Genomic DNA, 14,850 nt, shown 5'->3' with positions numbered 1-14,850 from the left:
GCCCCCCCCCGCGCCACCCGGCCGCCCGCCCCCCCCCCCCCCGCGGCGGCCCCCCCCCCCCCCCCGCCCCCCCCCCCCGCGCCCCCCCCCCCCCCCGCGGCCGCGAGCCCGGGACGCGGGCTCGACAGCACCGGCACCGCGGTCGAGGTGAGTCCCTCGGCCGCGGTCATGGACGCCTGGGCGAGGACGATCACGTCGGCGTCGGCGACCGCGTCGGCGGCTTCGGCCACCGCGCGGGCGCAGCCGTCCGTGTCACCGGCCTCGAACAGCGCCCACGCGCCGTCGACGAGGGCCGTGCGGGCCTCGACGGGACGACCGGCTCGGCGGGCCTCCTCCTCGACCAGGGCGACGGTCGGGCCGAGGGTGCCGGCCACGGTCGCGAGGACGACGACCCGGGAGCCCGTGGCCACCGCGGCGGCGGCCATCGGGCGGTCCACGCGGAGCACGGGCACGCCGGCGTCGGTCCGTTCGGCGATCGCGCCGATGGTCGAGCAGGTGCACAGCACGGCCCGGGCACCGTCGGCGACGGCGTCGGCCAGCAGCGCCCGAACCTCGTCGGCCACGGCTTCGGGCCCTTCGCGACGGGCCTTCGCGAGCAGTTCCTCGTCGACGAGGTGCCGCAGCTCCAGGCCCGGGTGGTCCGCATCGCGGAGGGCGTCGAAGACGGGGATGTGAGCCGGCGAGGTGTGCAGCAGGGCGAGGGGCCCGAACCGGGGTGGGGCCGGGGCCAGGCCCGGGGCCGGGGCCGGGGCGGAGGCCGGATCCGAGGCCTGGACGCCGGACCGGACCGGGGCCTGAATGCTGGACCGGACCGAAGCCTGAACGCCGGACCGAACCGAGGCCTGGGCCCCGGACCGAACCGGGGCCTGCGTCGAGGGCCCGTCCGGGGCCGGAGCCATCAGAAGCGGCCGGGGTGTGCCGCGAGCCATGCCATCGCGGCTTCCAGCAGGGCCGGGTCGGCCGCCGGAGCCTCCTCGGGGTGCCGCGCGGCCCACTTCACGACGTACGGGCAGAGGGGCGCCACGACGACACCCTCGCGGGCGGCGATGCCGTACAGCTCGCGGGCGAGGGAGCCGGCGATGCCCCGGCCCTCGTGCTCCGGTTCCACGATGGTGTGCACCGGGACGAGGGCCCGCGCGGGCTCCTCCAGGACGAAGTACTCGATGTGCCCGACCACTTGGCCTCCGGCGAACGCCTCGAGGCGGCCGGCCGGCCGGTCGTCGCGGATCTCGATGTCGCTCATGGGCACTCCTCGGTCCTTCAGTCCTGGGCTACTGCGATACCGCCGCGCCGTCGCTCAGGCCGTGACGGGCACGGCCTGCGGGCTGCGCTCCTGGTCCGAGCCCGGTACCGGCTCGGACGGGTCCGCGCCGAGGGACACGATCCGGTTGTCACGGTCCACGTGCACGACCGCCGGCCGCAGCGCCCGCGCCTCGGCGTCGGTCACCTGAGCGTAACTGATGATGATCACCAGGTCACCGGGGTGCACGAGATGGGCCGCCGCTCCGTTGATCCCGACGACGCCGGAGCCGCGCTCCCCCTCGATGACGTACGTCTCCAGGCGGGCGCCGTTCGTGATGTCGACGATGTGAACGAGTTCGCCGGGCAGCAGATCGGCGGCGTCGAGCAGATCGGCGTCGATGGTGACGGATCCGACGTAGTGCAGGTCGGCCTGGGTGACCGTGGCGCGGTGGATCTTGGATTTGAACAGAGTACGCAGCACTTTGGACTCCTGGAAGACGGCTCCCTGCCCGCTTTTTGCAGGTCAAGGGCGGCCCACACTGTACATCGACACGCCCTGAACTCGAAGACTTCCAGGAACATCGTGCGCTGCTGCGGCCGGGCACCCCGCCTGCGCATTTCTGCGCCGACCAGGCTGCCGCGGGGCCACCGACTCGGCCATATACGAAAAACCGTGCGGGACTGATGCTGAGTGGACGCTGACTTACGAGTGCGAGCTTGGAGCGGGACCGAGGGGTGGACTCACTTGGTATCGCCACGGTGAGCAGGCGCGCCGGGGTCTGCCCAAGCGTCGGTATCACCTGGGCTCAGGGCCATGGTTGAGAAGAGAAGGCGCGGACCAGCACTCTCGGTAGCGTGACCATCTGCCGCAGGGAGTGTCCATGTGTCTGGCTGGTCCGGCGGCTTCCGACGGAAAGTGATAAGGCTGCAATGAGTGAACTGACAAAACCCGAGGTCGACGTTCCAGAGGGTGACGCTCCTACCGAGCTGGCCATCCGGGACCTGGTCGTCGGTGACGGGGCTGAGGTCAAGCCGGGCATGGTGGTCAGGGTCCACTATGTCGGGGTGACTTTCGAGTCCGGGAAGGAGTTCGATGCCTCCTGGGACCGGGACCAGCCGTTCAAGTTCGCCCTGGGCAGCGGCAAGGTCATCAAGGGCTGGGACCGGGGAGTGAGGGGGATGAAGGTCGGCGGTCGGCGCGAGATCATCGTCCCCCCGCGTTTCGGATACGGCAATCAGTCGCCCTCGCCGTTGATCCCGCCGGGCTCGACCCTGGTCTTCGTGGTGGACCTGCTGGACTCATATTCCAGCACAACCGGGTGGAGCAACGCCTAACTTGACTCTGTCGGGGATCTTGGAGTTTCGCGGTGCGCCTGCATGACCAGCGGGCATGCTCGGGGCTGTTGTACGAGTACCGGTGAAGTCGTAGAGGGTCAGTCACACCATCAATGAACGGCTTGTTGACGACGCTAGCAATGTCCATACACACGAGATCTCTGTGTACAAAACCTCCTGCGCCGCCACTCCTGCCGGGGGCACAAGCGCGGCGGTCCGCCCACCCCTCGCCGGAGTGGGCGGACCGCCGCGTACGGCACCCGGGGACTCAGCCGAGCTGGGTCGGAACCGGGCGGTTCCGGTCGAGTGAGGCGACACCGCCCGGAGTGAGCGCCTCGGTGAAGAGCTGTACGTCGGCAACCTTGCCGTCGGTGTACTCCCCGTAGGTGTTTTTGTAGAGGCGACGCCCGATCTGCAACGGTCCCGTCGCGTTCCAGACCGTCCCGCCGTAGGCGGCGGTATCCGCCAGGTCACCATTCACGTAGAGACGCAGTTGCTGCGTGTCTGCGTCGAAGACGCCCACCAGGTGGAACCACGCGTTGGTCTTCGGGCTCTGCGCGCCCGTGGTGGGTCCGTAGGCACTGGTGAAGTCGCCCCCCGTGTCGTCCGCGTGGGCGTGACCGAAGGCGAAGGCGTGCGCGCCGCTGGAGTAGTACAGCTGGAGGCCGTTGGCGCTGGTGCCGGACTGTGAGACGAAGGTGGAGTTTGCCGTCAGGCTGCTCAGATTGGCCCAGGCCGAGACGGTGTAGCTGCGGCTGGTGTCGAGCACGGGGCCCGAGGTGGCCGCGTAGCCGGTGCTGCCGTTGAGAGCGAGCGCGCTGCCCCGTGCGGCATCGGCGGTCACGGTGGCGCCACCGTTCAGGGTGAGGCCGTTGGCCGGGCGGACGTCGTCCGCCGCGCCGTCCAGCTTCCACCAGTCGGCGGGCCGGTGGACGTGACCGATGTTCACCGGGGCGGTGAATTGTGCGAGCCCGCCGTCGGCCGCTGCGCCCGGGTACTCGACCATCCGGCCGGACCGGGAGGCCGCGTACAGCGCCGGGAAGCCGGTGCCCTGCACGTCGCCCGGAGAGGCGGCGGTCGGGTAGTCCTGCTCGCCGATGCCGACCGGAAGCACTCGCTGGGCGGCGGGCAGCACATTGCCGTTGGTTGCGGCCCACTTCTGGTCGGCGATGTTCTTGCAGTCCCAGATGACGACCTGGGTGCGCGGGTTGCGGTTACTGGAGGGGTCAGCCAGGCAGCGGCCGGACTGCGGGTTCTTGAGCGTGCCCGGGTAGGGGCCGGAGACCCATTCCTGGGAGCCGGTGTTGTTGCACTGGTAGAGCTGTACCAGGGTGCCGTTGTCGGTGTCGCCCTTCACGACGTCCAGGCACTTGCCCAGCGCGTGCACGGTGTGGTCGGTGCCGAGGGCAAAATTCTGGGCGTCGCTGCCGTTGCAGGTGTACATCTGCGCCGGGGTGCCGTTGGCGGTGCGGGAGCCGGCGATGTCCAGGCACAGGTTCTTGTTGTTGGTGTCGAGTACGCCGGAGACCAAAGGCCCGTGTTGCGGGGCGGTCAGCTTGGCAGTCGGGACACCTGCGGAAAAGGTCAGCGGGAAGCTGCTGACCGCGCCGGTGGCGTTGTCACGGACCCACAGGGTCGGGACGCCACCCACGGTACCGGGTGCGAGCAAGGTGCTGTCGGACCAGTCGCCCGTGCCGATCTTCACGCCCGGGCCGAGATTGCAGCCGGCCTGGAACGTGCCGGGGTAGTACCAGAGTTCGCCCTTGTCCACGGTGATCAGGTCGGGCACGTCCGCGAACTGGGCCAGTTTGCCGGGCGCCAGGATCTGCGTGACGTTGTTCCAGGTGCCGTCCGAGCCCTTCGCGGGGCAGGAGTCGGAATTGCGGATCGGAACGACGTTCTGGGTCAGGGTGAAGTGCCCGGCTGTCCCGCCGGGGGTGACCGCGTCGTTGGCGTAGAGGTACAGCTCGTGGGTGGTCTTGTCGAAGGCGAACAGGTCGTCCACGTTGGTGCCGGTCGCGGTGCCACGGTGGGCGACGAGGTAGTTGTCCCAGCCGGTGCCGTCAGGGCTCTGGGCCTTGGTCGACATCGTAGTGGGCGGGGCGGCCGGGTCGGCGTTGCCGCGGACCAGGACCAGGTCGCCGTCGGTGGTGGGGGCGGCCAGGTCGGGGACGGCGTCGCCGTCGAGGTCACCGGCGGTGACCTTGGTCTTCGGGTTCCAGGGGGCGAAGAAGCTGTACTGCCCCACGGTGCCCTGGGTGTTGCCCGCGTTGTCGACCGCCCGGACGTAGAGCGTGTGCGCGCCCCACTGGGCGGTGCTCAGCATGATCGGGACGTTCGCGGTGGCGGTGCCGCCGCTCCCGGCGACGGCGTCCACCTTGGCGGCGCCGCTGCCGGGGATGTTGGCGTCCAGCGAGTACTCGAACCGGTCGATGCCGCTGCTGACGCAGCTGCCCCGGGTGCAGCCGGTGGGGGCCGGGTCGTTCGCGGTCACCTTGATCTTGACGCCCTCGTCGCCGGCGTGGCCGGTGGACGCCTGGTCGGCGCCGAGCGGCGGGAAGACCGCAGAGTCGGTGAAGGAGGGGATGCTCGGCGCGCTGAGGTCGATCTTGAAGTAGCAGTTCGGCGACCAGCCGCTCATCAGCGTGTCGTCGTCGGCCCTGACGTGCCAGCCGTACTGGTGCCCGTCCGCCACCTTGAATCCGATGTTGACCCGGGTGGTGCCACCGTCGCTGACCCAGCCGCTGACCGGCTTGCCCTTGCTGGTGGAGCTGCCGTCGTCGTCTGCGGTCTTGGTGTCCCACACCTCGTACCGGGCGCGCAGGTTGACCCCGCTCATGTCGGTGTTCAGGTGCGCGTTCAGCCTGATGTCGGAGGTGTCGCCGGCGAGCCCGGACTCGCCGATCCAGCCGTCGGCCGCGCCGTCGCAGCCGTTGCTCGCGGGATTGATGGTGGCCGGTGTGGTACCCAGACGGTCCGGCTCCGAGGGCGCGATGTCGAACACCGTGGTCAGGTACGGGTTGGTCGCGAAGCGCACGAAGTCGTAATTGCTGGATGACTTGGACTCGTTGCCCCACAGGCCGAAGGTCCAGCTGTCGTCCTTGCCCGCCAGCTTCTTGATCTGGCCCGTGACGTCGAAGTTGACGTCGTGGTCGCCACAGTGCTGGCTCATGTTGGAACTCTTGACCTTCTGCGTACCACCGATGTATCCGTCGCCGGCGAGCTTCGGCTGGTGGTCCCAGTCGGTGTTCTTGTTGATTCCCGACACCGTCGCGAGGCGAACGCCCGTCTCGTTGTCGCAGTCGAAGGAGGCACCGTAGGTCGAGGTGAGGTGCACCACGGACTTGGAGATCACCATCGACTTGGTGAGGTTGCCGGTGTTGAGCTCGTAGTACGCGCGGTTGAGGCCGAAGCAGTTCCGCCAGTGCTCGTAGCCGACCCCCTCGCCGTTGTCCTGCGCGTCGTCGTACGGGCTCTGCGAGGGGCAGCCCTCCTTGACCGTGATGAAGTGGCTCTTCTTGCTCGTGATCGGGCTGGTGTACGGGTCGATGTAGAGCGGCCAGACCGTGTCCTTGCCGCCGAGCAGGTTCGCGTCCGGCGTCAGGGTGAGTGCGCCCGTTTCGCTGGTGACTGCGATCGGCTTCACCTGTGCGGCGCTGCCCGGCTGTTCAGCCGTCGAGGCAGTCTCGCCCGTGGCACCCTCCGCAGCTGGGGCGTCACCAGCGCGGGCGGAGCCCCGGAGCACCTTCTTCGGCGCCGCAGCCGAGACCTGTGAGCCGGACGAATCCCACATCATCGGGGTGGGCGAGCTGAACAGGGCGGTGCTGTCCGACGCGGTGGTGGTCACCTGACCGTCACGGTCGACGTCGACGGCCATGCCCTCGCTCATCTCGGTGGTCAGCCGGAGTGAGGCGAGGGCCGGGTTGGCGGCAGCCTTGGCGTCATGGACGATCAGGACCTCGTGGAAGCCACCCTGGTCGGTGGTTCTCACCTTGAGGTCCACTCCCGGCAGCACGTCGCTGTACTGGGCGCTGTCACCGCTGACGACCGGAGCCGGCAGGCGGAACGGGAGGGTGTACGACAACCGGTGCCCGGCCTCGTCGACAAGGGTGGCCAGCGGCCCGTCACCGCCGCCGGAGAGGGTCAGCGCCGACGGGGTGGCCCTGGTGGAGAACGTTCCGTCCGAGTTCCTGGCCAGACCGGCGTCGACGTCCGTCCACTCACCGTCCTTGCGGACGCGGGCAGGTTGCAGGTGGGCGGTGAGGGTGAAAGTGCCGTCCGCGTTGGCGACGGTCTCCGCGGTCTCAGTGGTCAACTGGTCGACGGTGAGCGGCTGTCCGGTCCTGGCCGCCTCAGCGCTGGCGGTCGCCAGGGGCGAACTGTCCGTGCCGTCGGCGGTCGCCGACGGGCGCGGGCCTGCCGCCGAGACCGGGCCGACTGCGCCGAGCAGCAGGCCGGTGACGGCCGCTGACAGCGCCAGACGGCGTGTCAGATTGCGCGCCGGATAACTCCGGACGCGGGTGAACTCCCCCATGAATCGCCCTTTCGAGGAGCGTGAGCGACGCCCCCCGGCGCGCCGCTGTGGTCCTTCTCACAGGGCGCGTCCCCCCGAGGGCCGTCGCATGTCGGAATTGCGGTGATTCTTCGCATCGCGCCCTGTCGTGAAGCTCCCATGAGGGGCCTGTGTGAGGGCTGTGATCAATGCGACCGGTGAGAAAGGGTATTGCTGCGCGCATGACATGGCAATACGGTTCCAATCTGACCAGACGGGCCGTCAGCTGACCACTGCAATACGGCTTCTGGACTTCTTCTCATGGGGGATCACACATGCGCGCAAGACCGCGCGGAATTCAAGGTGCCCAAAAACGGGCCTGGTTGAGGCGGGCGACCGTCTGGGTCGCCACGACCGCCGCCTTCTCACTGGCCGTTCAGCCGGCCGTCGCCGACGTCGTGGTCGGCGGCTACCAGTACAAGGACGAGGTCTGGGCGGCCGATCCGCTGCCCGAGCAGCCCAAGGTCCCGGGACATCCCGCGGACAGCTCAGGCCTCGAGGAACCCACCCCGCCCGGCGCCCACAAGCTCGCCCGGCACGAGGTGAGGGCCCCGAAGTGGCCCGTCGGCGGCACCACGACCGTCGACCTCGCCCAGGCGCCCCCGGTGCGCAGCCGGGTCGCGGCCACGGCGGGTGGCAAGGTGAAGGCCGCCTCGCTGCCCGTCTCGCTGTCGCCCGCCGCACTGTCGGCGATCGGCGGACGCGCCCGCGCGCTCGTCGACCGGAGCGCGCCCGTGGAGGCGGCCCGTGCGATACGGGTGCAACTCGCCGACCACGGAAAGGCGAAGAAGGCCGGTGTCGACGGCCTGCTGGTCGGCCTGTCGCGCGCCGACCACCGCTCAGGCGCCGGCGGCGTCTCCGTCTCGGTGGACTACGGCGCCGTCGAGCAGGCGTACGGCGGTGGCTGGGCCTCCCGGCTGCACCTGGTGGCCATGCCGGCCTGCGCCCTGACGACACCTCAGGTCGCGGCCTGTCGTACCCGCACACCGCTGGAGTCGACCAACGACCCGCAGGCCCGGAAGGTCACCGGCATCGTCGCCGTGCCCGCCGGAGCCACTGCCAAGCTCGCCGCTCCCTCCGCTCGTACCTCCCTGGCCTCCTCGGGCGTGGCGGTCGCGGCGGTGGCGGGCAGCAGCGGTTCGCAGGGCGACTTCGGCGCCACCTCGCTGTCCGCCTCGGGCGCCTGGTCCTCCTCGGCCTCGGGCGCCTTCACGTACAACTACCCGATCACGGTGCCGCCCTCCCTCGGAGGCGAGGCGCCAAGCGTCGGACTGTCCTACGACTCCCAGTCGGTCGACGGCGAGACCTCGGCGCGCAACTCCCAGTCCTCCTGGGCCGGCGACGGCTGGTCCTACAGCCCCGGGTTCATCGAGCGCTCGTACAAGAGCTGCAAGGACCAGGGCATCAAGGACTCCGGCGACGAGTGCTGGGGCGGCTGGAACGCCACCATTCAACTCGGCACCCACAACGGCCAATTGGTCCGCGACTCGGACGGCGAGTACCACCTCCAGGCCGACGACGGCACGAGGATCCAGCGGCTCACCGGAGCCACCAACGGCCTCTGGCAGGGCGAGTACTTCAAGGTCACCACGACCGACGGCACCGCCTACTACCTGGGCCTGAACCACGCCCCCGGCACCATTGACGACAGCGCAACCGACAGCGCCTGGGGCGTGCCCGTCTACCACCCCAAGTCGGGCGACCCCTGCCACGATTCGGACAAGGGCGACGACTCGCAGTGCGACAAGCCGGTGGGCTACCGGTTCAACCTCGACTTCGTCGTCGACCCGCACGGCAACGTCCAGCGCTACGACTGGGCGACCGAGTCCAACTACTACAACATGGGTTACGGCCAGGTCGCCGAGGACGACAAGGGTGGCAAGATCACCAAGTACGTCCGCGGCGGGCGCCTCACCCAGATCTCGTACGGCTACCAGCTGGCCGACGCCAGGGCGGGCCGTGAACCGGCCGCCAAGGTGGTCTTCCGCGCCGCGCAGCGCTGCACCACCTCCGACACGGTCTGCAAGGCCGACAATCTCTCCTCCAAAACCGCGAAGGACTGGCCGGACACCCCGTACGACCTGCACTGCGAGTCCGACTGGAAGAACAAGGTCAAGGACGACGACACCGACGGTGTCTGCCTGACGTCCGGTCCGACCTTCTGGTCGACGTACCGGCTCAAGGGTGTCGACACCTCGGTCCGCACCGCCTCCGGCTGGCAGGACGTCGACAGCTACGACCTCAAGCACGTCTTCTCGGACGCGGGCGGCACCTACGACCCGGTCACCGGCAACACCCAGGACCCCAAGAGCACCGGCTCGCTCCAGTCGGTGATGTGGCTGTCGTCCATCGTCCACACCGGCAAGGACACCTCTGCCGGCGGCGACAAGCCGATTGCCCTCGACCCGGTCACCTTCGCCGGCATCGAGATGGACAACCGCGTGGACGGCCTGACACCTGCCGCCCCGCCACTGTTCCACCCGCGGATCTCCAGCGTGCAGACCGAGACCGGTGAGTCGGTCGCGGTCACCTACCGCGCGCCGGAATGCTCGCGGGAGAAGAAGGACATGCCGGACTCGGCCGACAGCAACACGATGGCCTGCTTCCCGGTGTTCTGGAACACTCCGGGCGGCGTGGAGCCCATCAAGGACTGGTTCCACAAGACGCTCGTCGCGCAGGTCACCGACAGCGACCGCACCAAGGCGGGCTCCTCGGCCAAGGTCACCAACTACAGCTACAGCGGTGGCGCGGCCTGGCACCGGGACGACTCGGACCTTACCGACGACAAGCACCGGACCTGGAACGATTTCCGGGGCTTCCGCACCGTCACCACCACCACCGGTGCGGCACCGGACCCCATCACCCAGAACACCGTCTCCTACCTCCAGGGTATGGACGGCGACTACAAGTCCGACGGGTCCAGGCGCAGCGTCAAGGTCAAGAACGCCCTGGACGAGGAGATCACCGACAGCCCCTGGCTGGCAGGTACCCCCTACCAGGCTCTGGCCTACGCCAAGGCCGGTGGCACCGTCGTGGGCCGCACCCTCACCACCCCGCCCACATCCAAGGTCACCGCCTCCCGGGACCGCACGGCATGGACGTCCGAGGACCCCAAGCCCGACAAGCTCTCCACCCTGCCGGACATGACGGCACGCCAGATATCGGCGACCTCGTCCCGCACGATGGGCCTGCTCTCCGACGGCACCTGGCGCACCACCCGCACCAGCACGACCTTCGACGACAAGGGGCGGATCTGGAAGGTCGACGACGAGGGCGACGTCTCCAAGCCCAAGCAGGAGACGTGCACCACCACGGCCTACGCCGACGCGCCCGCCGACAACCCGATGATGTTGGTCTACCCCAAGGAGACCATCAGCGTCGCCGGATCCTGCGGCACCACACCCGGCAAGGACACGGCCCTCTCCGACAAGCGGATCTTCTACGACGGGGACGGTTCGGTCGACAAAGTCGGCACCCTGGGCAAGCTCGGCCAGAACAGTGACTCGCTCGGCCTGGTGACCGCGACCCAGTCGGTCACGTCGTACGACGCCAGCGGTGACCCGAAGTACCAGACGCTCGGCGGCATGTCGTACGACAAGTACGGCCGGGTCGCGAGCAGCACCGACGCGGCGGGCAACACCACGACCACGTCGTACGAACCCACCTCGGGCATCCTGCCCACCACCCTGTCCACGACGAACCCGCTGAAGTGGACGTCCACCAGCACGGTCTCACCGGGCCGTGGCTCGGTCACCCACGCGGCGGACGCCAACAAGCAGGTCACCGACGCGACCTACGACGCGCTCGGGCGACGGGAGAAGGTCTGGTCCCCGGGACGGGACAAGGTCAGCGACACCCCCGACCGGATCTACAGCTATGACGTCCACGGCTCGGGCGACAACCCCACCCCGTCGTCCGTCACCACCAAGGGCCTCCGGGAGGACGGCTCCTACAGCACCTCCGTCACCATCTACGACGGCACGCTGCAACCCCGCCAGACGCAGTCGACTCCGGCGGACAACTCGGCCGGACGGCTCATCTCCTCGACCTACTACGACTCACACGGCTGGGCCGTCTCCGCCATCGGGGCCTACTCCGACGCGGATCACGCCCCGAGCAGCACGATGTGGGCGGAGACCAACCGCACCGGCCCTTCGGTGACACGCACGTCGTACGACGGGCAGGGCAGGCCGGTCACCAACACGATGGTCTCCTTCGCCAGCACCCTGTTCCAGTCCTCGACGGACTACCGGGGCGTCGACCGGGTCGACAGCACGCCACCGCAGGGCGGCAAGGCCACCTCGACCTACACCGACGCCCTCGGCCGGACCACCTCCACGGTGGTGCGCGACGCCACACCGGACCGCAAGCTCGCCGGTGGCGGCAAGCTGGCCTCGGGCACCTCGCTGGTCTCCGCCGGTGTCCGGCTGGCCATGCAGGCCGACGGCAACCTGGTGCTGACCGCGTTGGCCGGCGACAAGGTGCTGTGGTCGTCCGACACGGCCGGCAAGCCGGGCGCGTACGCCGTCATGCAGACCGACGGCAACTTCGCGGTCATGGACGCCACCGGCAAGACCACTCTGTGGTCCAGCCGGACGTCGGGCCACACCGGCGGCTACCTGAAGGTGCAGTCCGACGACAACGTCGCGGTGTACGACGCGTCGAACACCGTGCTCTGGTCGACCGGGACCGCCGACAAGGCGGCGGCCGCGGACATCACCACCCGCTACACCTACACGCCCGCGGGACAGGTCGACACCGTCAAGGACTCGGTGGGCAACTCATGGTCCTACGACTACGACCTGCAGGGCCGCGTGGTCTCCCAGACCGACCCGGACACCGGCACGTCCACCTCGCACTATGACGCGCTCGGGCGGCTGGACCGCACGACCGACGCCCGCAAACAAACCTTGTCATTCACTCACGACCTGCTGGGCCGCCGGAAGGCCGAGTACTCGGGCGACGGCACGACGGATCCGTCCAAGCTGCTGGCTGAGTGGACCTACGACGAGCTCGGCAAGGGCCTGCCCGTTGCGTCCACCCGTTACGTCGGCGGCAAGAACGGCAGTGCCTACGTCCAGAAGATCGATTCGTACGACGCGGTCGGGCAGCCGACCAGCACCTCGACCGTGATCCCGGCCGCCGAGGGCGCGCTGGCGGGCACCTACACCGCCAAGGCTTCCTACACCGAGACCGTCGGTCTGACGGCGGCGACCACGTACGGCGCCGACGGAGGCCTTCCCGCCGAGACCGTCGGCTACGGCTACAACCTCGAAGGCGGCCTGGTCAGCATGGGCTCGCCCAGCCGGCCGTACGTCGCCACGGTCAACTACAGCCCGCTCGGGGAGGTCCTCCAGACCACCGTCGGCACCCCGTCGAAGCAACTGCGCACCGCGCAGACCTACGACCAGGCGACGGGCAGGCTCGCCACCAACCGGGTCACCCTGCAGACCAACACCGCCAACCCGATCTCCGACACCACCTACGGCTACGACCAGGCCGGCAACATCACCGCGGTCTCCGACATCCGCTCAAGCGGCGGCGCGGACCGGACCGCCGACACCCAGTGCTTCACCTACGACGCACAGGACCGGCTGACCACCGCCTGGACGGACACCAAGGGACTGACCACGGCCACCGCCGGCCAGCTCGCCCGGTGCACCAACTCGCGTCCCAGCCCGGCGACCATCGGCGGACCGGCCCCGTACTGGACGGACTGGCAGTTCAACCAGCTCGGTGACCGCACCCAGCAGATCGCGCACGACGTGACCGGCGACGCGGCCAAGGACACCACCCAGACGTTCGCCTACCCGGGCGCCGGCACGGCTCCCGCCAAGCGGCCCAACGCGGTGTCCACCGTCACCACCCGCAACCCCGCCACCGGAACCTCCGTGCTGACCCCGGAGTACGACGACGCGGGCAACACGAAGACCCGGACCACCACCGGAGCCCGCCCGAGCACTCAGGGGATCGAGTACAACGAGGAGGGTCTGACCTCCGCCACCACCACCGACGGAAAGAAGACGGGCTACCTCTACGACGCCGACGGCCAGTTGCTGATCCAGCGCGGGCCGGGCAACAACACCCTCTACCTCTTCGGCGGCATCGAACAGCTCAGCCTCGACACCACCACCAAAGCCGTCACCGGACTGCGCTACTACTGCGCCCCTGACGGCACGGTGACGGTCCGCTCCAGCAAGGGCGGCATCAGCTACCAGCCGACCACCCCGCAGGGAACCGCCCAACTCCAGGTGGACGGCGGCACTCTGGCCATCACGCGGCGCGCCTTCGACCCCTACGGCAACCCGCGTGGTCCCGCGCCCACCGGATGGGCCGACAACCACGGCTACCTGGGCAAGCCGGCCGACGCCACATCCGGCCTGAACCTCCTCGGAGTACGCAACTACGACCCGGTCACCGGTCGCTTCCTGTCGGTCGACCCGCTCTTCGAGAGCGGCGACCCGAACCAGATGGGCGGCTACGGCTACGGGGCTGGCAACCCCGTTTCCGGTAGCGACCCCAACGGCTTGTCCTGGATCTCCGGCTGGGGCAGCTCGATCGGCGGCTTCTTCTGCGGTGTGGGCGACAGTTTCGTCGGCGACCCGTGGCAGTGGAGCGTCAACAAGCTCTCCGACGGCTGGAACGGGTTCGCCGGCGTCGCCAACGGCGACAACCAGTTGTTCAACAGCTGGACGGGCTACTCGAACGAGACCCCGATCCAGCTCGGCCACACCGGATACGTCGACGACCACCCGCTGGCCAACCTCTTCAGCGTCGACACCGGGTCGAAATCGTATGTCGCTGGTCAGTGGACCGGCGTGGTCGGCACGCTCGCCGTCGACGGATACGGCGCCTACAAGCTGGTCAGCGGTGGAGTCAAGGCCGTCAAGGCGGTCAGGCTCGCGATGGCGGACGGCGAGGACCTCGTCGGAGCGGTCAAGAGGCTGCTCTCGGGAGACCTTCCCACCACCACCCCGGCCGACCCCGCGCCCACGACGCCCAAGAACAGTGACGCACCGTCAACGCCGAAGGCGGGTACGGGCAAGGGCGGCAAGGAACCGGGAGGCAGTGGCAAGTCCCCCGCCCGGAGCGGGAACGAGCCGAGTCCGGAGCCCGAGCAGGGCAACGCCTATCGCAGCAAGCCCGACAAGAAGCCGGACTACTACCCACAGGGGACGGTGGTGAGCCTCGGCAGGCTCAAGCAGTATCTGTCCCGGGCCGGTTACCGCTCCGAGTGGGACAAGTACGATGTCGTCCACAAAGAGAAGATCATCGATCTCAACACCGGTCGTCTGGCCGAGGGAAACAGCCCACACTCCTTGGGACCCTCGCCCAAGTACAGCGACCGCCCCCATCTTGGCCGGAACGGTCTGCCGATCATCGAGATCTCGAACTATGGCCTGCGAAACATGAAGGAGGCGGTGGTGACGTTCTTCCACGAGACCTACCACCAGAACCGCATGGCCAACTTCGGGGACACCGGAACCGAGGAAAATGCCGAGGCGTTCGGCCAGATGATGTGGCGCAAGATATCAAGAGGCCGATGATGCGTTGAACAGCCGCTCGGCCCGGCGCCATACCGTGTCGTCCGGCATATCGTCCGTCTGCCGCAGCGGGAGACTGTCCCGCTGCGGGAGACCGGGTGACGCCCCAGCATACCCCACATAGGGCGGCTTCATGCTGCGCGGCAACGACGAACACCATCGGTGTCTGTTTTAAAC

At 69.1% G+C, this 14,850-nt stretch carries 6 protein-coding genes; 2 read left to right on the top strand and 4 right to left on the bottom strand.

Annotated elements, in window-relative coordinates:
• From ACFXGX_RS10455 to panD, 3 genes are all read right to left on the bottom strand, one after another.
• On the bottom strand, positions 1 to 731 hold a 731-nt coding region (locus tag ACFXGX_RS10455; RefSeq protein WP_384787868.1), incomplete at its 3' end, for an aspartate/glutamate racemase family protein.
• A gap of 167 nt (positions 732 to 898) precedes the next feature.
• Positions 899 to 1,243 (bottom strand): GNAT family N-acetyltransferase, encoded by a 345-nt coding sequence (locus tag ACFXGX_RS10450; RefSeq protein ID WP_384787665.1) that lies wholly within the window; start codon positions 1,241 to 1,243, stop codon positions 899 to 901.
• Positions 1,244 to 1,297: 54 nt separating this feature from the next.
• Positions 1,298 to 1,723, bottom strand: coding sequence for an aspartate 1-decarboxylase (gene panD / locus ACFXGX_RS10445; protein WP_384787662.1), 426 nt, complete (start codon positions 1,721 to 1,723; stop codon positions 1,298 to 1,300).
• A gap of 449 nt (positions 1,724 to 2,172) precedes the next feature.
• Between panD and ACFXGX_RS10440 the strand changes: the two genes are divergently transcribed.
• The gene (locus ACFXGX_RS10440; RefSeq protein WP_326784219.1) at positions 2,173 to 2,577 is read left to right on the top strand and encodes an FKBP-type peptidyl-prolyl cis-trans isomerase; all 405 of its coding nucleotides are present in this window, start codon (positions 2,173 to 2,175) and stop codon (positions 2,575 to 2,577) included.
• A gap of 268 nt (positions 2,578 to 2,845) precedes the next feature.
• Here the strand turns inward: ACFXGX_RS10440 and ACFXGX_RS10435 are convergent, their stop codons facing one another.
• Positions 2,846 to 7,111, bottom strand: coding sequence for a LamG-like jellyroll fold domain-containing protein (locus ACFXGX_RS10435; protein ID WP_384787659.1), 4,266 nt, complete (start codon positions 7,109 to 7,111; stop codon positions 2,846 to 2,848).
• A gap of 341 nt (positions 7,112 to 7,452) precedes the next feature.
• On the opposite strand from ACFXGX_RS10435, the gene ACFXGX_RS10430 reads away from it, so the two are divergent.
• On the top strand, positions 7,453 to 14,676 hold the full coding sequence (locus ACFXGX_RS10430) for an RHS repeat domain-containing protein (RefSeq protein ID WP_384787656.1): 7,224 nt from the start codon (positions 7,453 to 7,455) through the stop codon (positions 14,674 to 14,676).
• Positions 14,677 to 14,850: the final 174 nt, after the last annotated feature.

The organism is Streptomyces sp. NPDC059371 (assembly GCF_042751995.1).
GTDB lineage: Bacteria > Actinomycetota > Actinomycetes > Streptomycetales > Streptomycetaceae > Streptomyces.
Note: the sequence above shows the minus strand (reverse complement) of the source record. Positions and strands in the feature narration are given on the sequence as shown.